Raw genomic sequence first — 20,715 nt, 5'->3', positions numbered from 1 at the left:
GCTTTACTTTTCACTCAATCCTCAATCAACTTCTATCACAGCGCCGACTGGTATATGGATTCCACCTTTAAGAGTAATGAAATCTTGTCCAACGGCCCAAATGGTAGTATGAACTTTATAGGTTTTTTGATCTGCAGTTTCGAAAGTAATATGTACCTTACTTTGCAACAAATTACCCAATGCTTGCGCTCTAAAAAGGTCATTCCATCTCTTCTTGATATCATCAGTATTTTCTAATACTTCAGCTTTATTGAACTTCAAATTTTTGATATCCTCTTTCTCTATTTTTTCTATTTTTTCTATGGTTTTCATGGGTTCTTCGTACTTTAAAATTCGTGGTTTATAGAGATTATACATGAAAAATACTAAAAAAGTTTCGATCGCATCATTTATGTTTCATTAATAATTTTAAATCAATATATATTTTTATTTAATACGAAAGTGTAAAATAATCTTCTGCATTGTCGGTGTGGTTCCTCTGTTTGAAAAATGTATATTTGCGAGTGTTCTTCAACAAATAAAGGAATTAGAGTATGTTCGATTTCATGAATATAATGAATAAGGTGAAAGAAGCCCAAGCCAAAATCAAGGAAACCCAGGCTAGGTTGGTTCACTTAACTGCCACTGGAGAATCTGGAGCAGGAATGGTCAAAGTAGTGGTCAATGGCCATAGGAAAGTTGTCTCAATTGAGATGGATGAATCTTTGATCAACCCCATTGACAAGGAAATGCTTTCAGACCTTACTGTTGCTGCTATCAATAAAGCAATGGAGGCTATTGAATTCAAAATCAAGGATGAGATGAAAGCAGCCACTGATGGTATGCTTCCAAACATTCCTGGAATGGATCTTGGCAATATGTTTTGATGCAGGCAGCAGCCATAGTCATATTGAACTATAATGGGAAGAAGATGCTAGAGCGTTTTCTTCCTTCTGTTTTATCAAATTCTATTTTTCCAATCATTGTGGCAGATAATGCCAGCACGGATGATTCCATTGAATTTTTGAAAAGCCATTACCCTCAGATTCAACTTTTACATTTAGCCGAGAATACAGGTTTTGCTGGAGGATATAACAAGGCATTGAGGCAGTTAGAGGGTGAGTATGAATATTATATTTTATTAAATTCTGATGTGGAAGTTACCCAAGGCTGGGATAAAGGATTAATTGAATTTTTGAGTCAAAATCCTGAGGTCGCTTCTGTTCAGCCAAAAATCACTTCTGCTCAAATAGCAGGCTTGTTTGATTATGCAGGTGCAGGAGGAGGGTTTTTAGATGATCTGGGTTACCCTTATTGCCGAGGTAGAATTTTTGATTCTATTGAAGAAGATATGGGACAGTATGACGATACGATTACAGTAGATTGGTCATCCGGAGCTTGCATGGCGATTCGAGCAAGTGATTTTCATGATCATGGAGGTTTTGATGATCGTTTTTTTGCGCATATGGAAGAGATCGATCTTTGTTGGCGAATAAGGTCATCTGGTAGGAAAATATACTATCTGGGAAGTGTTGAGGTCCGGCATTTAGGGGGAGGGACTTTAGCTAGAAATAGCCCTAAGAAGACTATGCTCAACTTTAGAAATTCACTCTTGATGCTGCATAAAAATTTACCAAAAAGTAGATTTCTTAAGGTTTATGCGACAAGGCTGATTTTAGATCTTTTGGCTATGCTTGTATTTGTAGGGAAAGGCAAGCTCGGAGATGCTAAAGCTATCCTAAAAGCGCACATAGGGTTTTTCAATTTAAAAAATATGTATAATAGACATTCAATGGCATCAAACTTGCCATCAGGATCGAATAAAAATATAAAGTCAATTCTTTGGCATTATTATGCCAAAGGGAAAAAGCAGTTTACCATGCTTTAGTCAAACCAAACTGGGTTGTTCATCTTTCTGAGGTATTTCCTGATTTTCATCATCATGGCCATACTGACATAAATGATAACTGGAGATCCTAGTGTGATAAAGGAACTATATATGAAAAATAGCCTTATGCTATCAATTGGGAAATGTAGCTTTTCTCCTAATCTGGAGCAAACTCCAAAAGCACGGTCTTCAAAAAAGAGTTTAAGTTTATTCATATTAGATTTTGCTTTAAGTAATTTGAAATCAATATAATAAATATTAACAATAAATTGAATAATCTATTTTAATGCCAATATGTTCAGATTCATAAGAAATATTTTCTCACTGCTATTTGCCACCTTCCTATTTTGGAATTGCACACCAAAGCTAAGCAAATTTGATAACTTATTAGAAGGTATGGTGGCTAAGCCTGAGGCTTTGACCATGCACAGAGACTCAGTGCGGTTTAAGTTGGATGGAGCCATTCCTTTACAATACCTTAGAAGCGATGTGAAAATCCTCCTCTATCCTGAGTATAGCTATGGAGAGGGAGCTCTTCGACTTGCAGAAATCGTAGCATTTGATGGTGCCTATACCAAGGTCATCAATCAGGCGAAAGTAGAAGCAGATTTTGTTTTTCCGTATCTGCCGGGTATGGAATCAGGCGAATTACTGCTCAAAGGCTTGGTGATCCAAAATGGAAAAACCAGAAATATTGCTGCGAAAAAGATCGCTGATGGATTATATACTACACCGCTGCTAGCAAGGACAGGACAAGTGACTCCAGATGAGCCGATACCACCAATTGGCGTTTACATGAAAACAGATTTCTCTGAACTCCAAAGGGAAGTAAGCAAAGATTATACGGTGTCTTTTCCATTAGCAAGCAATGCCTTGAGAGATAATACACTTACTACTACAGACGGAAAGCCTATCCTGAGCTTTATTGAGTCAGGCACTGTGTTGAAAAAAATCACAGTTACTGGTATTCATTCATTCGAAAGTCAAGAAATCAACAGTACAGAACTTGCCCAAAGAAGGGCGGAAGTGGTGAGGCAAAAAATCAGAAGTATGTTGAATAACCCAAACATTCCAGTAGTCGCGACATCGAGACAAAAAGACTGGTTTGATTTTAGGGTACTTTTGGGCGAATATGATGGAATTACTATCCCACAAAAAGAAGCCTATTATGATATAATTTTAAGCGATAAAGCTTTTGATACGCAGTTGAGAGAAATACAAAGACTCCCTACTTATGCCAAAGTATCAAGAGATTTGTTTCCAAAACTAAGACAAGCTAAAATACAAGCAGTATATGAAAATACAGGTTTTTCAGATCCCGAAGTGGCTGCTAATGTTTATAAACTGCTGCAAGAAGGTAAAGCGATCAATGAACTGAGTAAGGAACAGTTGATCTATGCAGGAGAAGTGTCACCAAGACTTCAAGAAAAAGAAAGGATCTATGCTAAGCTGGTTGAACTTTATAATTCTGAGTTGGCTCAGAATAATTTAGGAGTGGTTTACTTGAATATGGCACAGCGTGAGTTGAACCTGAGAGAAAAAAACCAGCTGATTACAAGAGCCATTAGTCATTTTAGACAAGCAAATAGAATGAACCCTACTTCTTATGCCTTTCATAATTTGGGGCAAGCTTATTTACTTCGAGGAGATTATTTTGAGGCTTATGTGGCTATTTCTGAGGCTTCTTCTCTCGAGAGAGATGAAACCAATGAATTTCTTAGATTCAATGAAGGGCTCCGAGGAGCTATAGATATCATCAATGGAGATTACAAATTAGCTACAATTCGACTCAATAGAGCTCCAGAAACAGAAGCTAACCTATTCAATAAAGGTCTTGCATACTTCTTAGCGGAGGATTATAAAAATGCCTTAGAGGCATTTGAGGAGTCTGTTCAGTTCAATAGGGAATATGGTTATGGTTTTTATGGGCTTGCTATGGTTGCGACCATTACAGATGATAAGCAGGCTTTGTTCGAAAACCTAGCAAAAGCTGTCGAACGAAGCGAGTATCTCAGAGAGCGTGCTATGACAGATCTAATGTTCAAAAAATACAGAGGTGACCAAGCATTTTTGGAAGCACTCAAATAGAAAAGTAATAGAAGCTACTCAATTTGGGTAGCTTTTTTTTGAAAGGTATTCAGTCCAACTTGTTTTCTTTTTAATTTGTAAACTTGCTAGCCATACAAATTGCTAAAATTCATCAAATATGTCTAATCGAAGATCATTTCTAAAAAAGACGGTGATTGGATCCTCTGTGATCCTTCCATCTTTAATTCATTCTGCTTGCCAATCCGATATCAGGGAGATTGGCGAAAATTACAAACCCTTGATTCTTTCTACTTGGGAGCATGGAATGGCTGCCAATGATAAAGCCTGGGATATTCTGACTAAGACAGGGGATATTGTAGAAGCAGTAGAGCAGGGTGTGAAAGTGACAGAATTGGATTTGAAAAACCTTTCGGTGGGGCTTCAAGGCTTGCCTGATAGAGAAGGTATAGCAACTTTGGATGCGTCCATTATGAAAGGTGATGGATCATGTGGTTCTGTGGCGTTTGTTAGGCAAGTGAAGCATCCTATTTCCTTGGCAAGGAAAGTAATGGAAGAGACACCTCATGTGATGCTTGCTGGGGAAGGGGCGAGGCAGTTTGCCTTGGCTCAAGGATTTCCGATGGAAGAGGAAACCCTTAGCCCAAGAGCAGAAGAGCTCTTTCAGGAGTGGAAAAAAACTTCTGAGTATAAACCAATAATCAATATTGAAAACCACGACACCATTGGGATGATTGCTTTGGGAGCTGATGGGAAATTGGCAGGATCGTGTACCACCTCAGGATTGGCTTATAAAATGCACGGCAGAGTTGGCGATAGCCCAATTATAGGAGCGGGTCTTTTTGTGGATGATGAAGTAGGAGCCGCCACAGCCACAGGTTTGGGTGAGTCTATCATCAGGATTTGTGGGAGCTTTTTGATTGTGGAGCTGATGCGTCAAGGCCGTAGTCCGCAAGAAGCCTGTGAAGAGGCAGTCAGAAGATTGATTTCCAAAAATAAAGACATTGATAATATTCAAGCTGGTTTTATAGCCATCAACAAAGACGGAGAGTATGGTGCATACGCGGTAAGACCTGGTTTTAATTTCGCTAGGCATCATTTCGAAAGTCAGGAATTGGTAGATGCTAAAAGTAAATTTTGATGAAGAAGTTGATATTAGAAGCTCCTGTTTTCACTATAGAAGCTGCCCTGAAAGCTGCCGAAGTTGGTGTTGACCGGTTAGAACTCTGTGCAGATTTTGGATCAGGAGGGACTACGCCAAGTGCAGGAACGCTAGCAATGCTCAAAGAGCAAATCGATATACCCATTTTTGTCATGATCAGACCTAGAGGGGGAGATTTTTTGTACAGTGATCAAGAGATTTCAGCCATGATCAAAGATATAGAGCTATTGTCTTCATTGGGTGCTGATGGGTTTGTTTTTGGGGCATTGACTTCTAAAGGAGAAATCGATAAAGTAACTTGCAGGAGGCTATTGGAGATAGCTGGATACAAGTCATGTACATTTCACCGGGCATTCGATATGTGTGTATCCCAAGAGAGCGCTCTGCTGGATTTGATTGCTTTAGGGTTTGAAAGGATTTTGACTTCTGGAGGAGCAAATGATGTGACAATAGGTCAAGATCAAATTTTGAAATTATTGGATTTGGCCAAAACTCAAATTAGCATCATGCCAGGGGGAGGCTTGAAGCCAGAGCATGTGTTACGATTTCGAAATACTGGCTTTCTTCAAGAAATACATGCGAGTTGCAAGACTACCAGAGCTAGTCAAAGTATCTTTAGATCCACTACTGTGAATCTATCGAGCGATCCAGCTAGTTTTTACCAGCATTTGACTATTGATGAAGAAGTGGTGAGTGCATTTAAGGTTGCATTGATGTAAAATAATTTTGTGTTATAGATTTTATGAAGAATAATAACCTGAAAAATATCCTATAAACCAGTTATAAATTTTTATAATTACCAAATTATCTCTATTTTGTAGATTCACTTAAATCTAAAATAGCCATGGTAAAGAGTTTTCAAGGAGTAAGGGCAGCAGAGCCAAAGAAAATGGCAGCCCCAATTATGGTAGAGGATCATATGTCCACCAATTTAGTCACTTTTTATCCAGAGGATACCATTGATCATGTCTTGGATTTATTGACAAAAAGGAAAATTTCTGGAGCCCCAGTGGTGGATCATCAAGGAAAATTAGTTGGTATTATTTCCGAGGTTGATTGCCTGAAAGAAATCATCAAAGGTAAATACTCCAACACACCTTCATTTCCTGGAACAGTAGCAGAGCATATGTCTACAGATGTGATTACAATGCGCCCAGATTTATCACTTTTCGACGCAGCACAACAATTTTTGGAGATGAAAATCAGGCGATTTCCTGTGATGAAGGATGGTAAGCTAATCGGCCAAATAAGTTTATCCGATGTGATCCGAGCATTTCCCAAACTAAAAGAGACCACTTGGTGAGCGTTCAACTCAGTGCTTAATCAAAAAAGAGAGGTAAGTTATTCTTATCTCTCTTTTTTATAATTTTATGAAATTCCTTTTTTGACTTTGATTGATGTGCCCTCCGTACTGATGACAATGATAGGCTCTCCTTTGTCAATGAACTCTCCGCGGGAATAAGCATCATATACTTCATCTTCAATCACTACTTTCCCACTAGGCATAAGGCGTGTATGCGCTACACCAGCCTTTCCGAGTAGCGAGTCTTGATAATTGGAAGAGGTATAGCCATCGGTTCTTTTCTGAGTAGTGGCCAGAGAAATTGCACTGAAAGCTTTCCATTCATTTACCTTTGGAGCAAAGAAAAATATCAGCCCAATTGCTACAATTGCAGCCAATACGACCGTAAGCAAGGCTACAAATAAATCTCCCGATGGTACAAAAGTAAAATCAAAAGCATCATTGGGGACCATTCCTAATGTCAACCCTGTCAATATACCTATGATTCCTAGAATCCCAAAAATCCCAAATCCAGGAATAACAAAGAGTTCTACCGCGAGCAAAAGAACTCCAGCTACGAATACAGCAATCTCCCAATTAGAAGCTAAACCCGTAAGATAATAGGGTATAAAATAGAGTACTACAGCGACGAGTGAAGCAGCTAATGGAAAGCCAACACCAGGAGTTTGAATCTCGAAGTAGATGCCAGCAAAAATCACTAAAATAAGGAATCCACTTACAGCTGGATTCAAAAAGAAAGCAATTACTTTTTCTACACCTGACACGGTATAGGCGATAATTTCAAAGTTAGTGATTCCTTGTTTTACGATCACTTCCTCGATGGAATTGACTTGGCCTTCGCTGAATCCATTGGCTACAGCTTCTGAAACAGAAAATGTAATCACACTACCCTTTTCACTCACGCCATCCACTTCAAGATTTTGATCCACCATAGCTTCTGCAATTTTAGGATCTCTTCCCTTGGCTTCAGCGGTACTCCGCATCATTGATCGCATGTAGGACTGATATTTGTCTGGAGCGGCTTCTCCACCACCTCCCATCACTACAGTGGCCGCACCAATACTCGAGCCTGGAGCCATGTAAATACTATCACAAGCGATTGAAATAAGTGCTCCTGCAGAAGCAGCGTCTTTATTGATCCAAACATGGATAGGTACCTTGGTTTCTAGGATCATCGTACGGATATCATCTGCGTCATTGACAGCTCCACCATAAGTGTCCATTTCAATGATGATCATATCTGCTTCTTTGGCTTTTGCCTCCTCCAGCGCAAGTCTTACTTTGCGATTCATTCTTGGATCGATATCATCTTTAATCTCAAAAGTGAATACCTTTTTTTTCTCAACTTGTGTGCTGTCTTGAAGTGCAAATCCAATAGTTATAGAACTGATGAACACACCTAGGAAAAACAAAAAGAAATTTTTCATAAACTTGACTATTTGACTTTCAATATACCAATAAAATTAAGACCTCTGGAGGTTTTTTGAATATCTGCTATAAAATAAACATCCAAATTTGATTCTCGAATCACCTATTTGTCTCAACTGAATTCCTTTATTCGTTAGTATGGAACGATTTATGGAAGTCTCCGTATCAATACTTGTAATTGAAGAAATTAATAAGAAATTTGTACGAGAGAATCTATCAGTAAACAACATGAAGAGAATTACCCTAATCGCCTTATTTATAATCTTTAGTCTACAGTTGCATGCAGAAGGATTGATCCGACTAGATTCTGTAGGAATTGAAAAAGTAGGTGGCAAAACATTTATAATTCACCAAGTAGAACAGCAAGAGACTTTGTTTGGAATTTCAAGAAGGTACGCTGCATCTGTCAATGATATCGTACAAGCCAATGAAGCATTGAAGGATGGCTTGAAAATGGGACAGAGAATTCGAATTCCCTATATAGAACCTGCTGCTTTACCAACTGGATCAGTGGTTCATAATGTCGCACAAGGAGAAACTCTTTTTGCAATTTCAAAAAAATATGGTGTCAGTGTAGGTGATGTCATGTCTTGGAATGATCTCAAAGGTAATGACCTAAGCCTAGGTCAAGCATTGGTAATTAAGGGTGTGGCAGCGAAGGAAGAACCAAAAGTAGTAGCTGAATCTAAATCAGAAATTCCAACTGTGGCTCAAGAAAATAAAGCAAGAGCTGAGGAAAAAAGATCAGAATCCATAGCCAAAGCAGAAGAAAAGAAAGCAGAAGCAAAGGCAAAAACAGAAGAAATAAGACCAAGAGAAATTCCAACAAGAGAGGAAAATAGACCTAGAGCCGCAGAATCTAATGTTGCGAATAGCGAGTTGAGTTTTCCGGGTGAGTGGATCACACATACCGTAGAGCAAGGTGAGACACTTTTTGCAGTTGCTAAGCGATATGATTCTAAAGTAGAAGACTTGATTACTTGGAATGGTTTGTCTTCTAATAATCTCTCTGTAGGTCAAAAGCTTAAAGTGGGTCGTGGTCCTTCTGGACCATCTACAGTTCCTGTAGTCAGCTCTACTGTACCAGTGATAGTCAACAATGAAAGGTCGGAAGCTACTTTGACTACAACCAAAACAGAAGATACTTCCTATAAGAATATCAAAGAAACCGGTTTGGCTGAAGTCATCGATGGAACAGGCAATCATAAAAAGTATCTTGTACTTCATCGAGATGCCCCAGTAGGTACAATCATGCGAGTAAGAAACGAAGAGAATGATATCACGATTTTCGCTAGAGTAGTGGGTAAGCTACCAAATACAGGTGACAATAGTAGGTTAGTTGTGAAAGTGTCTAAAGCGGCCTTTGATCAGTTGAGAGCTGTAAACTCCAGATTTCCAGTAGAAGTTTCTTATTGATACATCGTTTATTTAGTTTAAAAAAGCAGGGTATGAAGCTACCCTGCTTTTTTTATGCCTTTGTTTCATTTTGGTATTCTAGGGATAAGCAAGTACTTTTGTCTCTGTTCTTATGAATAAAATACAAATTATATTGCATCATGCATTCCGATATGTTTGGAATGCGCTTTTCGTTATCAGTTACCCTATTCTTGCAACTTTTGGGCTGTTGTTCATTGGTGTGACTTATACTTTTTCTGCACTTTCTAGATTGTTAGCAAGCTTAGGTCCTAAACAGGAAACTAAAACTTTCCATAAATCAGACTGGGAGGTGCTTCCCAATTCCAATGAACTGATTGAAGCAAAATTGCATAAACAAATCATGTTTGGTCCATCTTGCTATCAATTGAGAAGAAAAGATGGGGTACCTTCTATTCTTCAAGATCATTATTTTGGAGGAAAAGTCAGGTTTCTAGACGAGGGTATTTTATTAGAAAAATGGAATGCAACTGACTCTAAGTTGTTGCCTGATTTTGATATTTGCCTTTATGATCCAGATGAAGACAGTTTGACATCGCTTACGAATATCAAATGTTACGATTGGCATATTTCCGAAATTGAAGAAAAATCACTTTCCTTCAAATGGTTTGATGGGACGCAGGGAGGAGAAGTGACAATTGCACGCTAATATGGACTTGAAGGACTTTTTGGATGCAAAGGTTGAGGAATACAATCAGCCTGATTTCATTACTTTGGATCCTATCTCTATTCCTCATAAGTTTTCCAAAAAGCAGGATATTGAGATTTCAGCCTTTATTGCTTCTATATTAGCATGGGGACAGCGCAAGACTATCATTAATAAATGCTTGGAGCTTTTTGCCATGATGGACAATGCGCCCCATGAATTTATGCTAAACCATACAGAAAATGACCTTAAGCCTTTTCTTAATTTCAAGCATCGGACATTCAATGACATCGATACACTTTATTTCATTGAATTTTTCACTTGGTATTACAGGAACTACGAAAGCTTAGAGTTTGCCTTTTTACAAGGGTTTTCTGAAGATGTAAATGTAATGGGTAAATTACTCACCAATTTCCATGATTTTTTCTTTCAACTTCCTGACGCCCCACAAAGAACCAGAAAACACATAGCTACACCTAAAAGAAAAGCTGCCTGCAAGCGTATCAATATGTTTCTCAGATGGATGGTCAGGCAGGATGACAAGGGAGTGGATTTTGGAATTTGGAAAACAATACAACCCAGTCAATTGATTTGTCCTTGTGACTTGCATGTAGATCGGGTAGGGAGGAAGCTTGGGCTGATCACCCGAAAACAAACCGACTGGATCACATCCATAGAACTTACTGAGAAGCTCCGCGACTTTGATCCAGCCGATCCTGTTAAATATGATTTTGCTTTATTTGGCTTAGGTGTGGAAGAGAAGTTCTAAATTATTTTATTAAAATCAGCTCTTTCTGAGGCTCTATCAGATACCTAGCACCATCTGCAGTAACTACAGCTGTTTCTTCTACTGACATAGTTTTGGTACCACCTTCGGGTAGATTCCAAGCATGGAACCCGTCAAAAGCGAACAGCATACCTTCTTTCAGTGGTTTCACAGCAGCAGGTCTGCTAGCTGGATTTTCTAACATGCCGCCACCTAAATTTGGTCCAATGTCATGGGCTACATATCCCACAGGATGTCCGGTGCTCCACATGACATATTCAGAACCACGCTCTGTCATCCAATCACGTTGAGCTTTGTCCACTTGGTAACCCAAAACGCCTGGCTTCATGGCTTCCAAAGCAATTCGATTTCCCCCAATAGACGAGTCAAAATAGAACTGAACAGAGTCAGGCGCCTGAGTTTCTCCTTCTCTTAGGACATATGCGAATCTTTGGATATCGGATACCCACATGTCAAAAACGCGGATACCAAAATCAATTTGAATCACATCACCTGGCATAATTACTTTCTCAGTGGAATGAGAATGGCCACGATCTGGACCTGAATTTACATTTGGGTTTTGATCAGGCGACCAAGCATCGGTAACGCCATATTCTTCCATTTTCTTTTTAAGAAACTTCGCAATATCAGCATCGGTGCTTTTCCCTGGGATAATCTCTGCATAAGCTTCATACTGCCAGTCAGAGGTGAATTGAGCAGCTTGAGTCATGATTGCAACCTCAGCAGGAAGTTTGATTGCTAAGAATTCATAAACCAATTCATTTGAAGAAATTAACTTTGAAGCCTCACTTCCTAAAGCTTTTTCAAAAGCTATTCTTTGTGTATAGCTCAAGCCATCAGCGAGTTCGTTCTCCGAGGAACTGTTGATCGCTATATTTTTGAAGTTTTGTGATCTAATAAAGTCAGCTGCTTGACTGATGGCTGAAGCACCACGTTCCACAGGTATAACTTCATCATGGATCTTTAGATCTGCCAAAGCAGTAGCTTCACCTATGGGAGAAAAAACAGTGGATTTGATTCCATTTGCGGATTTGTGAAAAAGAAAGACGGCTGTTCCTCCAGCATTTTCTCCACCTACATGATGCGCAATGGGGTCATTGTTGTTTTCCCGACAGATCACAGCCCAAGCATCTACATCAGCAGCTTCCATGGCTTGTGGAAGGAGTTTCTGTAACCTTTCTTTTCTGATTTCTGGCCAAGGACTAGGTCCTGTAAAAGGATTTTCGAATACTTCAGTTTCTTGCATGGAAGGCTGGCAGGCAGCAGCCATTGAAATAATAATCAATGCAAAAAACATGGATTTCAATACAGGGAACAACTGTTTCATTTATCTTAGGGGGTTAGTCTTTAATTCAAATTCAAATGAAATTAAGCATTATAAAATTGAAAATAAAAATCCTTTTTGTAGTAACGGTAAGCTGTCTTTTGATTTCTTGTCAGAAGGAAGAATTGGTCACGCTGTATTTCAATGGAGAAATTATCACCATGTCAGCAGAAGAACAAGTGACTGACGCTATGGCTATACAATCTGGAATGATTGTAGGGATAGGTACTTATGATTTGTTGAAGTCTAATTTCCCAAAAGCCCAGCAAGTGGACCTTGAAGGTAAAACAATCATCCCTGGTATAGTAGACTCACATGTACATGCACACGAGTTTGGTCAGCAAACGCTAAAAGCTAATCTGGAAGGGACGAATACTGTAGAGGAAATGGTAGAACGACTGAAAGCATTTTTCCCTAATCCAAAAGATGGAGAATGGCTTTTAGGATTTGGTTGGGATGAAGGAGAATGGGCCAGCAGAGGCTATCCTGATAGAGAATTGCTAGATGCTGCTTTTCCAGATAATCCTATCAAACTACAAGCTTTACATGGTTTTGCTGGATTCTACAATGGAAAAGCACTTGAAATAGCAGGAATCGATAAAGACACATCTGATCCAGAAGTTGGGACGATCATTCGGAGAGAAAATGGAGAACCAACCGGAGTTTTAGAAATTTCAGCTCAGCAATTGGTCAATAAACATGTTCCAGAAGAAACTGTAGAAGATGCCAAAAGAGCCATTCTTTCAGGATTAGAAACTTTAAAGTCTAAAGGAATCACCTCGGTCCACGAAGCTGGGATGACTAAGATTTCACTTCAAGCCTATCAAGAATTGGACGAGGCTGATTTGTTACCTATTCGCGTCTATGGCATGCTCAATGGGAATGATGACGAAATGATGGAGACATGGTTTGAAAAAGGACCTATGATGGATCTAAATGGGAAGTTCCTAGTCAAAGGTATCAAAGTCTTCTATGATGGATCTTTGGGGTCTCGGACAGCATTGCTTTTTGGACCTTACTCTGACAATCCCAAAGCAGCGAGAATGACAGAAAGAATCAGCATTAAAAAAATCAAAGAGCTTGCCACAAGCGCAGCGGACAAGGGTTTTCAATTGGCCATTCATGCCATTGGAGATTTGGGAAATGATAGGATTTTGGATGTCTATGAAGAGGCTATTCTAAAGCAGCCTTTTGACCATAGATGGAGGCTAGAACATGCTCAAGTAGTCTACGAAAACTTTTACCATAGAGCAGCATCTCTTGGTGCTTGGGTGAGTATGCAGAGTAGCCATGCTGTAGGTGATCGCAATTGGGCCGAGGACAGATTGGGGCCAAATAGAATAAAGCATGCCTATGCATGGAGGAATATGCTGGATAATCAAGTGCCTTTTATTCTCAATTCAGACATGCCTGGTGAACCATGGGAACCCATGCAAACCTTGTATTTTGGAGTGACAAGAATGAGTCTTGAAAAGGATCCTCCCACAGGTTGGTACGCGAGTCAAGCCTTAACAGTAGAAGAGGCACTGAAAGCTATGACTATAGATGGTGCACGATCAGCTTTTATGGAGGAAATGACAGGCTCTCTAGAGGTAGGGAAATTTGCTGACTTTGTGATTCTTTCCGACAATCCACTGAAAGTAGCGCCACAAAAAATTAAAGATATTCAAGTTGAGCGTGTGGTTGTTCAGGGGAAATGATAAGGCTAGCATTGACTTCAAGAAAAATTCTTTAAATTCGAATTCGTAAAAACATAAACACATGAAAAAATCAAACGCTTGGATGATGGCCATTTTGATGGCTGGAACGATGACTTTCTACGGTTGTGGCGCTGAGAAAAATACAGAGGAGGAAGTATCTTCTGAAATGATGGAAGAACTAGCTCCAGTACAAGAGAGAGCGAGTCCATTGAGAACTGTGCAAGGTACAGTGGGAGACAATGTAACCCTTGACCTGCAGTATGGAGCCCCTTCAGTCAAAGGCAGAGTGATTTGGGGAGACTTGGTTCCTTACAATGAAGTATGGAGAACCGGTGCCAATGAAGCTACTTGGGTAGAGTTTGCCACAGATATCACAGTAGAAGGATCAGTACTGCCTGCTGGTAAATACTCTTTATTTACCATTCCTAGAGCATCAGGAAAATGGACTGTGATTTTCAATTCTGAATGGGACTTGGAACATGGACATTTCCAATACAAAGAAGAGAATGATGTCTTGAGAGTAGAATCAACTCCAACTTTTGTAGAAGAAAGCCAAGAGCAATTATCTATCTCCATAGAATCACCAGGTATCGTGGTGAAGTGGGAGAAATTGGTATTGCCAATTGTAATTGGATAAAGGAAAGTAGTTACTGGTTGATTGAGAGGTTAGTTGACAGTAAGCTTCAATAAATAAGATAAAAGGGAAGATCATCTGATGCTCTTCCCTTTTTGTTAAGTAGACCTGACAGGTTTTCAAAACCTGTCAGGTCTTTTCTTATTACAGATCATCTAGACTTTTCCAATGCACGCTCTACATCTTTAATGATGTCTTCTTGGTGTTCCAGGCCTACAGAAAGTCTTATCAGTCCATCGCTGATCCCTACTTTTGCACGCTCCTCTTCAGAGAGTTTGCTATGGGTAGTCGATGCTGGGTGCGTGATGATGCTTCGGCTATCTCCAAGATTGGCAGTCACTGAGATCATCTGCAATTGGTCAATGAATCTCTGAGCTCTGGCTATACCTCCTTTGAGTGTAAGTGTGATGATGCCACCCCCGAGCTTCATCTGTTTCTTGGCGAGGTCATGCTGGGGATGAGATTTCAAGAATGGATACTTGACAAAATCCAAGTCAGTGTTTTCTTGGAAATACTCAGCTACTGCCAAGGCATTGGCACAGTGCCTGTCCATTCTTACGGCAAGTGTTTCCATACTTTTTGCAAGAATCCATGCGTTGAAAGGGGAGATAGATGGGCCTGTATGTCTGCTAAAGAATTGTACTTCTTGTATCAATTCTTTTTTGCCCAAAATCAAACCACCCAGTACTCTTCCCTGTCCATCAATGAATTTGGTCGCTGAGTGAGTCACAATGTGCGCTCCCCATTTGGCTGGTTGCTGAAGGTATGGTGTTGCGAAGCAATTGTCCACTACAAGAATCAAATTATGTGCTGCTGCAAACTGTCCTGCCCATTCCAAATCAATGATTTCCAAACCTGGGTTTGAAGGAGTTTCGATGAAAAGCATTTTAGTGTTGGGTTGTATCAACTTATCCCAATTTTTGTAATCTGAGATATCACCGTACGTGGATCTGATGCCCCATTTTGGAAAAACGCGTGTCAATAATTGATGTGTAGAACCAAATAAGGATCGAGATGCCAAAATGTGATCGCCTTGCTGTAAAAGTGCAGCCATGCTTCCAAACATCGCTGCCATTCCAGAAGCTGTAGCTATGCCGTCTTCAGTATCTTCAGCTGCACATACTTTTTCTATCAGTTCAGTAGAGTTTGGGTTGGCATAGCGAGAGTAAATGTTACCAGGGATTTCTTCAGCAAACATGGCCCTGGCCTCCTCTGCTGAGTCGAAGGTGAAACTTGAAGTTAGGTATAGCGGCGCAGAGTGCTCTCTTTGGTTAGATTTAGATGCGTTGAGACGTATGGCATCAGTTTCGAAATGGGACATAATGAATTAGTTAACAATCTATTAGTTATTAGAGATTGAGGATTTTGGGGGTTTGATATATCTTGGATAAGGTTGATATACAATGAGTATCTGGTCGAAATATAGTTGAAATACTGTTTTTGAAAATGGGAATACAGTAGATAGTCATTTACACTTTTATCCGTGTAAATCAACTTAAAAGAATAAAGATACTGCTTGGAAATATGCATAATGTCTAATTTATAGTTCCCACATTGGGCAGGTTTTGGCACCTTTCAGCTGGGATGTGATGGTTGCCAGAGGGTCACGGAGCCTGTTCTCTCACCTCTTCTTTATAAATCAGTAAACTGAAGTGCTGCAAAGTAAAGACCTAAATCTCGAAATTCAAAAAATAGACCTCTCAGATTTCTTTCTAATTTAAGATTTAAGAAGGTAGATTTTAGATTTGAGGGATCAACCCCTGTTATTACAGATGGATTATTTTTAAATCTAAGATCTAAGATCTAAAATCATTCATTAAACTGCGACATCGTCATATTGATACCGATAGTCCCGAAGGATATGATCATCTCAATGGCTTTATCCATAAATATGGGTAGCTCGTCTATTTCTTGTTGGGTCCATCTTCCGAGGACGTATTCTACCTGCCTCCCTTTAGGGAAGTCATCTCCAATGCCAAACTTAAGTCTAGGATAATCTTGCCCTCCCGTTAATTCCTCTATATTCTTCAAGCCATTGTGACCAGCAGCGGAGCCTTTTCCACGCATGCGCAATTTTCCGAAGGGTAAAGCCACATCATCTACCACCACCAAGATATTTTCCTTTGGAATATTGAGATCTTTCATCCAATAGTTGACAGCTTTGCCACTGAGGTTCATGTAAGTAGTCGGTTTGATCAGGTGAAAAGTTCGTCCTTTGAATTTGAACTCAGTGGTAAATGCCAGTCTGCCACTTTTCCAAGAAACGCCATGCTCATCGGCCAGCCTGTCCAAAGTAAGAAAGCCTACATTGTGTCGTGTCAATTCATATTCTGGCCCTATGTTGCCCAATCCTACTATTAAATACTTCATTTATGTCAAACTTAAATCTACTTTGGAACTTGATAGCTTTGAAAATGTGAGCACAAAAATAAAAAATCCTGCTTGTACACAAGCAGGATTTTATAATATTCAAAAAAGCTGTGATTATTCAGCTTTTTTACCTCTAAGTGCTCTTGGAATACCGATCGTAGCGATAGATACATTAGGGCTAGTCAAGATTTCGAAACCTTCTACAGAAAGCTCACTTACTTTAACAGACTTACCAAGATCAAGGTGAGAAATATCAACAGGAATTCTGTCAGGAAGGTTAGCAGCTAGTCCTTTTACTTTCAAAGTTCTTGCTTTCATTTCCAACTTACCCCCTTTGATGATACCTGGAGAAGTACCCATGATTTCAACAGGGATATCCATTTTAATCTCTTTATCTTCAGTATATGCCAAGAAGTCAGCATGAAGCAATACCTCAGATACTGGGTGGAATTGAGCCTCTCTTAAGATTGCTTTTACCTTAGTACCTTCGATATTCAAGTCTACCATGTGAACATCAGGAGTGTAGATCAAGTCTCTGAAAAGGATAGCTGGAGAGTAGAAGTGAATCTGCTCTTTAATGCCTGGACCGTAAACTACACAAGGAACGTTGCCTTCTTCTCTGATTTCTTTCAGTGCAGCTCCGTCGAGATTTGCTCTTTTAAACCCTATAATCTCTAAAGATTTCATAAATTTTAAATTGAATTGTTTATAAATAATTAAGTGTAATGCTTAAATAAACAGTGCAGAAATTGAAGTATTTCCTGTCACTGCGTGTATTGCTTTGGCAAAAAGATCAGCAACGGAGATGACTCTAATTTTGTCTGATTTTTGTTTTACCGGAATGGTATCTGTTATGACTAATTCCTGCAATACTGAATTTTCAATATTTTCGTAAGCTTTTCCTGAAAGGACACCATGTGTAGCAATGGCTCTGACAGATTTAGCTCCTTTATCCATGATGATTTGGGCTGCTTTACAAAGCGTACCAGCAGTATCTACCAAGTCATCCACTAATACTACATCTTTACCCTCTACATCCCCGATCACTTGCATAGAAGCCACTTCATTGGCTCTTTTTCTATGCTTATCACAGACTACCATTTCTACTTCGAAGTGTTTGGCATAAGACCTTGCTCTTGCTACACCTCCCACATCGGGGGCTGCAAAAATAAGGTTGTTGGTATCTAGTCTTTCCAAATAGGGCACAAAGATAGCTGAACCATTCAAATGATCCAAAGGTATGTCGAAAAATCCCTGAATTTGTCCTGCATGTAGGTCGCAAGTCATGATCCTATCAGCGCCAGCAGAGGTCAAGATATTAGCCACAAGCTTGGCCGCTATAGAAACTCTTGGTCTGTCTTTCCTGTCTTGTCTTGCATAGCCATAATATGGGATAACAGCACACACCTTGTAAGCTGAAGCTCTTTTTGCGGCATCAATCATCAGGCAGAGCTCAAGCAAATTATCTGCTGAAGGATTGGTAGACTGAATCAGAAATACTGTACATCCTCTGACTGATTCATTGAAGCTGGGTGACATTTCGCCATCGCTGAACTTGGACATGGTGAGATCACCAAGCCTTTTGCCATAATGTTTGGCGATTTTTTCGGCTAATTGATTGCTGTTGGTTCCGGAGAAGAGTTTGACCTCAGTCATTTTTTGTGAAGGGTTTTGGGAGTGAATCTATTTGTTTTAAGATGCCTGTAAAGGTAGCTATTTTTGCAGGCTTTGAGAAAGATTATTGATGCTTTGTGAAATTTTATTTGGTTTCAATCACTTGTGCGACAAGTTCTTGGCCTTGTAGTTTACCGATGATTGAGAACAAATCCAAACTAAGGCAAAAATCTATATCTGCCTCAATCTGATGGTTTTGGAGTCTTTTGGCGTGAGAAGCTTGCGCTAGAAACCCCGCTAAATCGGATTTATTGGACTCGTAAAGACCTTTCATGGCGATAGCTCCATCACAGTCAAATTCGAAATTTTCTTCCAATAAGCTTACCAAAGCTCCAGCATATAAGGAATCCTCTAGGTTGAATTTGCCTTTCCAGCCTGCACAGTGAATCAATACATCATCGTTTTGTGAAGTCAAATAATAGGCTGTAGCTCGTAAATTGACAAAAGCACCTATCAACACTTGCTTGGAACCTGGTTTGGATTTTTCTATAGCCAAAGTGCCATTGGTCGTGGTCATGGCTATTTTTTGATTTGCATATGCACCATCAAGATAAGCTAAGGGGGAATTGCCTAGCATGAAGCCCTCAGCAGTTTGGCCATTTCTTTCTCCAGCGATGACATAACCCTCAGACTGCATGGCTCTACAAGTTTCTAAATCGGCAACAGGAGTGATACTCGCAACACCATTCCCCAATGCTGCGATCATGGTGGAGGTAGCACGGAATATGTCCACCACGACCACGATCTTATTTTCTAATTCATGAAGATGAATCAATTCAGGACTGAAGCAGACTTCTACTTTTCTCTTTGTCATGGGCAAAAGAAAAACCCGCAAGACAATATTGCCTTGCGGGTTTCTGTAATTATTTTTTGTATAAAGGCAGCTTTTCTATTTTGGCCGCAATATTCTTGTTTCTGATCTGAATCGCAATCTCGGTACCAGGAGCTGCAAACTCTGACTTGACATAGCCTAAGCCTATACCTACCCCCATAGATGGTGACTGAGTTCCGGAGGTCACTTCACCGATTACCTCACCAGCAGTATTGACAATAGGGTAGTGGGCTCTTGGGATACCTCTTTCTTGGAGGATGAATCCGACTAGTTTTTTGTCAACTCCTGATTCTTTTTGTTTTTTCAGGCTTTCACTGTTGATGAAATCTTTGGTGAATTTGGTAATCCAACCTAAGCCTGCTTCCAGTGGAGACGTTTCGTCATTGATGTCATTGCCGTAGAGACAATAGCCCATTTCCATTCTCAAAGTGTCCCTGGCGCCTAGACCTATTGGCTTGATGTCATAGGATTTTCCAGCTTCAAAGATGGCGTTCCATACTTTTTCGGCATCCTCGTTTTTGACATAAATCTCAAACCCGCCAGCACCTGTATACCCAGTTCCTGAGATAATCACATCTTTTACACCTGCAAATTCACCTACAGTGAAATGATAAAACTTGACTTCTGAAAGATTCACTGTTGTTAAGGATTGAACGGCTTCGATGGCTTTTGGTCCTTGAACAGCAAAAAGAGAGAGCGTATCAGAAATATTCTCCAAATCAGCACCCATAGTATTGTGCTGATTGATCCATGCCCAATCTTTGTCTATGTTGGAAGCATTGACTACAAGCATGTATTTTTCATCTTCAAACTTGTAGACGATCAGGTCATCTACTATACCACCTTTGTCATTTGGGAAACAAGCGTATTGTGCTTGTCCATTGATCAGTTTGGAAGCATCATTTGAAGTTACTTTTTGGATCAAGTCCAACGCTTTTGGACCTGTGACCATAAATTCTCCCATGTGTGAAACATCAAAAACACCCACTCCTTCACGTACAGTTTTGTGTTCTTCTATGTCAGAAGAGTAGCGCACAGGCATATTGTAGCCTGCAAAAGGAACCATTTTTCCTCCCAAAGCTACGTGGAGGTCATTGAGTTGGATTTTTTTGATAGTATCTTCCATGATCGGGTTTATTTCTTAAGGGGGCAAAGGTAAAGAATAGCGAAGAAGAATGCGAAGGAGATTTTGAAATAATTTCGTAGTTTGGTAAGAACTTAAGATGGTACAGTTAGATCTATAAAAATGAAGACAGTTAATTTTATTATTTCAATATGGTTGATATTTTTAGCTTTTCTATTCCGAGATGAGACTTTTGATATTCAGTTGTATGACACTTATTATGTATTCAAGGCCAGGCAAGTCTTTCTAGTTCTATTGGTGCTATGGATAGGGGGAGCGAGGATGCTGATAGCTTATAATAAGAAGTATTATAGAAAAAATGATTGAATTGGGGTTAAATAATAGCTGTTTTAAGAAATGAAATAAAAATTTATGACTTTACTTT

The 20,715-nt window shown here is 39.6% G+C and carries 22 protein-coding genes and 1 riboswitch; of the genes, 12 read left to right on the top strand and 10 right to left on the bottom strand.

What is annotated here, in order from left to right; genetic code table 11:
- Positions 1-21: 21 nt before the first annotated feature.
- On the bottom strand, positions 22-312 hold the full coding sequence (locus tag CHB66_RS01750) for a hypothetical protein (RefSeq protein ID WP_089237325.1): 291 nt from the start codon (positions 310-312) through the stop codon (positions 22-24).
- Between the two features lie 221 nt (positions 313-533).
- Here CHB66_RS01750 and CHB66_RS01745 point away from each other — a divergent pair, with 221 nt between their 5' ends.
- Positions 534-866 (top strand): YbaB/EbfC family nucleoid-associated protein, encoded by a 333-nt coding sequence (locus CHB66_RS01745; RefSeq protein WP_089237323.1) that lies wholly within the window; start codon positions 534-536, stop codon positions 864-866.
- Positions 866-1,867 (top strand): glycosyltransferase family 2 protein, encoded by a 1,002-nt coding sequence (locus CHB66_RS01740; protein ID WP_089237321.1) that lies wholly within the window; start codon positions 866-868, stop codon positions 1,865-1,867. The genes CHB66_RS01745 and CHB66_RS01740 overlap by 1 nt, the downstream gene beginning before the upstream one ends.
- On the opposite strand, the gene CHB66_RS01735 is transcribed toward CHB66_RS01740, so the two are convergent.
- A complete protein-coding gene (locus tag CHB66_RS01735) occupies positions 1,864-2,082 on the bottom strand; it encodes a PspC family transcriptional regulator (RefSeq protein ID WP_076498892.1) in 219 nt (72 codons plus the stop codon). The genes CHB66_RS01740 and CHB66_RS01735 overlap by 4 nt on opposite strands.
- A gap of 79 nt (positions 2,083-2,161) precedes the next feature.
- Here CHB66_RS01735 and CHB66_RS01730 point away from each other — a divergent pair, with 79 nt between their 5' ends.
- The 4 genes from CHB66_RS01730 to CHB66_RS01715 all read left to right on the top strand — a co-directional run bounded on the left by CHB66_RS01730 (position 2,162) and on the right by CHB66_RS01715 (position 6,378).
- The gene (locus CHB66_RS01730) at positions 2,162-3,955 is read left to right on the top strand and encodes a tetratricopeptide repeat protein (protein ID WP_089237319.1); all 1,794 of its coding nucleotides are present in this window, start codon (positions 2,162-2,164) and stop codon (positions 3,953-3,955) included.
- 118 nt (positions 3,956-4,073) lie between these two features.
- Entirely contained in the window at positions 4,074-5,054 is a 981-nt protein-coding gene (locus CHB66_RS01725) for an isoaspartyl peptidase/L-asparaginase family protein (RefSeq protein WP_089237317.1), read from the top strand.
- Positions 5,054-5,794, top strand: coding sequence for a copper homeostasis protein CutC (locus CHB66_RS01720; protein ID WP_089237315.1), 741 nt, complete (start codon positions 5,054-5,056; stop codon positions 5,792-5,794). The genes CHB66_RS01725 and CHB66_RS01720 overlap by 1 nt, the downstream gene beginning before the upstream one ends.
- A gap of 125 nt (positions 5,795-5,919) precedes the next feature.
- Positions 5,920-6,378 (top strand): CBS domain-containing protein, encoded by a 459-nt coding sequence (locus CHB66_RS01715; protein WP_089237313.1) that lies wholly within the window; start codon positions 5,920-5,922, stop codon positions 6,376-6,378.
- A 65-nt stretch (positions 6,379-6,443) separates the two neighbouring features.
- Here the strand turns inward: CHB66_RS01715 and CHB66_RS01710 are convergent, their stop codons facing one another.
- The gene (locus CHB66_RS01710) at positions 6,444-7,805 is read right to left on the bottom strand and encodes an NfeD family protein (RefSeq protein ID WP_089237311.1); all 1,362 of its coding nucleotides are present in this window, start codon (positions 7,803-7,805) and stop codon (positions 6,444-6,446) included.
- Positions 7,806-8,034: 229 nt separating this feature from the next.
- Between CHB66_RS01710 and CHB66_RS01705 the strand changes: the two genes are divergently transcribed.
- From CHB66_RS01705 to CHB66_RS01695, 3 genes are all read left to right on the top strand, one after another.
- Entirely contained in the window at positions 8,035-9,222 is a 1,188-nt protein-coding gene (locus CHB66_RS01705; RefSeq protein WP_089237309.1) for a LysM peptidoglycan-binding domain-containing protein, read from the top strand.
- Between the two features lie 112 nt (positions 9,223-9,334).
- On the top strand, positions 9,335-9,889 hold the full coding sequence (locus tag CHB66_RS01700) for a hypothetical protein (RefSeq protein WP_089237307.1): 555 nt from the start codon (positions 9,335-9,337) through the stop codon (positions 9,887-9,889).
- A gap of 1 nt (position 9,890) precedes the next feature.
- Positions 9,891-10,655: a TIGR02757 family protein gene (locus CHB66_RS01695; RefSeq protein WP_089237305.1), complete on the top strand. Its 765-nt coding sequence runs from the start codon at positions 9,891-9,893 to the stop codon at positions 10,653-10,655.
- Between the two features lies 1 nt (position 10,656).
- Here the strand turns inward: CHB66_RS01695 and CHB66_RS01690 are convergent, their stop codons facing one another.
- A complete protein-coding gene (locus tag CHB66_RS01690) occupies positions 10,657-12,000 on the bottom strand; it encodes a M24 family metallopeptidase (protein WP_089237303.1) in 1,344 nt (447 codons plus the stop codon).
- Positions 12,001-12,035: 35 nt separating this feature from the next.
- Here CHB66_RS01690 and CHB66_RS01685 point away from each other — a divergent pair, with 35 nt between their 5' ends.
- Both CHB66_RS01685 and CHB66_RS01680 read left to right on the top strand, forming a co-directional pair.
- The gene (locus CHB66_RS01685) at positions 12,036-13,697 is read left to right on the top strand and encodes an amidohydrolase (RefSeq protein WP_089237301.1); all 1,662 of its coding nucleotides are present in this window, start codon (positions 12,036-12,038) and stop codon (positions 13,695-13,697) included.
- A 61-nt stretch (positions 13,698-13,758) separates the two neighbouring features.
- Positions 13,759-14,334: a DUF2911 domain-containing protein gene (locus CHB66_RS01680; RefSeq protein WP_089237299.1), complete on the top strand. Its 576-nt coding sequence runs from the start codon at positions 13,759-13,761 to the stop codon at positions 14,332-14,334.
- A 148-nt stretch (positions 14,335-14,482) separates the two neighbouring features.
- Here CHB66_RS01680 and CHB66_RS01675 read toward each other — a convergent pair whose 3' ends face one another.
- The 6 genes from CHB66_RS01675 to gcvT form a co-directional block, all read right to left on the bottom strand.
- Complete coding sequence (locus CHB66_RS01675; RefSeq protein WP_089237297.1) at positions 14,483-15,652, bottom strand: trans-sulfuration enzyme family protein; 1,170 nt, start codon at positions 15,650-15,652, stop codon at positions 14,483-14,485.
- A gap of 216 nt (positions 15,653-15,868) precedes the next feature.
- A riboswitch (SAM riboswitch) is annotated at positions 15,869-15,972 on the bottom strand.
- Positions 15,973-16,140: 168 nt separating this feature from the next.
- Positions 16,141-16,701: an aminoacyl-tRNA hydrolase gene (pth, locus tag CHB66_RS01670; protein WP_089237295.1), complete on the bottom strand. Its 561-nt coding sequence runs from the start codon at positions 16,699-16,701 to the stop codon at positions 16,141-16,143.
- Positions 16,702-16,815: 114 nt separating this feature from the next.
- Complete coding sequence (locus tag CHB66_RS01665) at positions 16,816-17,388, bottom strand: 50S ribosomal protein L25/general stress protein Ctc (RefSeq protein ID WP_089237292.1); 573 nt, start codon at positions 17,386-17,388, stop codon at positions 16,816-16,818.
- Between the two features lie 42 nt (positions 17,389-17,430).
- Positions 17,431-18,357, bottom strand: coding sequence for a ribose-phosphate pyrophosphokinase (locus tag CHB66_RS01660; protein ID WP_089237289.1), 927 nt, complete (start codon positions 18,355-18,357; stop codon positions 17,431-17,433).
- Positions 18,358-18,460: 103 nt separating this feature from the next.
- The gene (locus tag CHB66_RS01655) at positions 18,461-19,189 is read right to left on the bottom strand and encodes a 2-phosphosulfolactate phosphatase (RefSeq protein WP_089237287.1); all 729 of its coding nucleotides are present in this window, start codon (positions 19,187-19,189) and stop codon (positions 18,461-18,463) included.
- 49 nt (positions 19,190-19,238) lie between these two features.
- On the bottom strand, positions 19,239-20,333 hold the full coding sequence (gcvT, locus tag CHB66_RS01650) for a glycine cleavage system aminomethyltransferase GcvT (RefSeq protein ID WP_089237285.1): 1,095 nt from the start codon (positions 20,331-20,333) through the stop codon (positions 19,239-19,241).
- 120 nt (positions 20,334-20,453) lie between these two features.
- Here gcvT and CHB66_RS01645 point away from each other — a divergent pair, with 120 nt between their 5' ends.
- Positions 20,454-20,657 (top strand): hypothetical protein, encoded by a 204-nt coding sequence (locus CHB66_RS01645; RefSeq protein WP_089237283.1) that lies wholly within the window; start codon positions 20,454-20,456, stop codon positions 20,655-20,657.
- Positions 20,658-20,715 lie beyond the last annotated feature (58 nt).

The sequence above is a fragment of the Belliella buryatensis genome, assembly GCF_900188245.1.
Taxonomy (GTDB): Bacteria; Bacteroidota; Bacteroidia; order Cytophagales; family Cyclobacteriaceae; genus Belliella; species Belliella buryatensis.
This window is presented reverse-complemented; position numbering and strand designations above follow the sequence as displayed.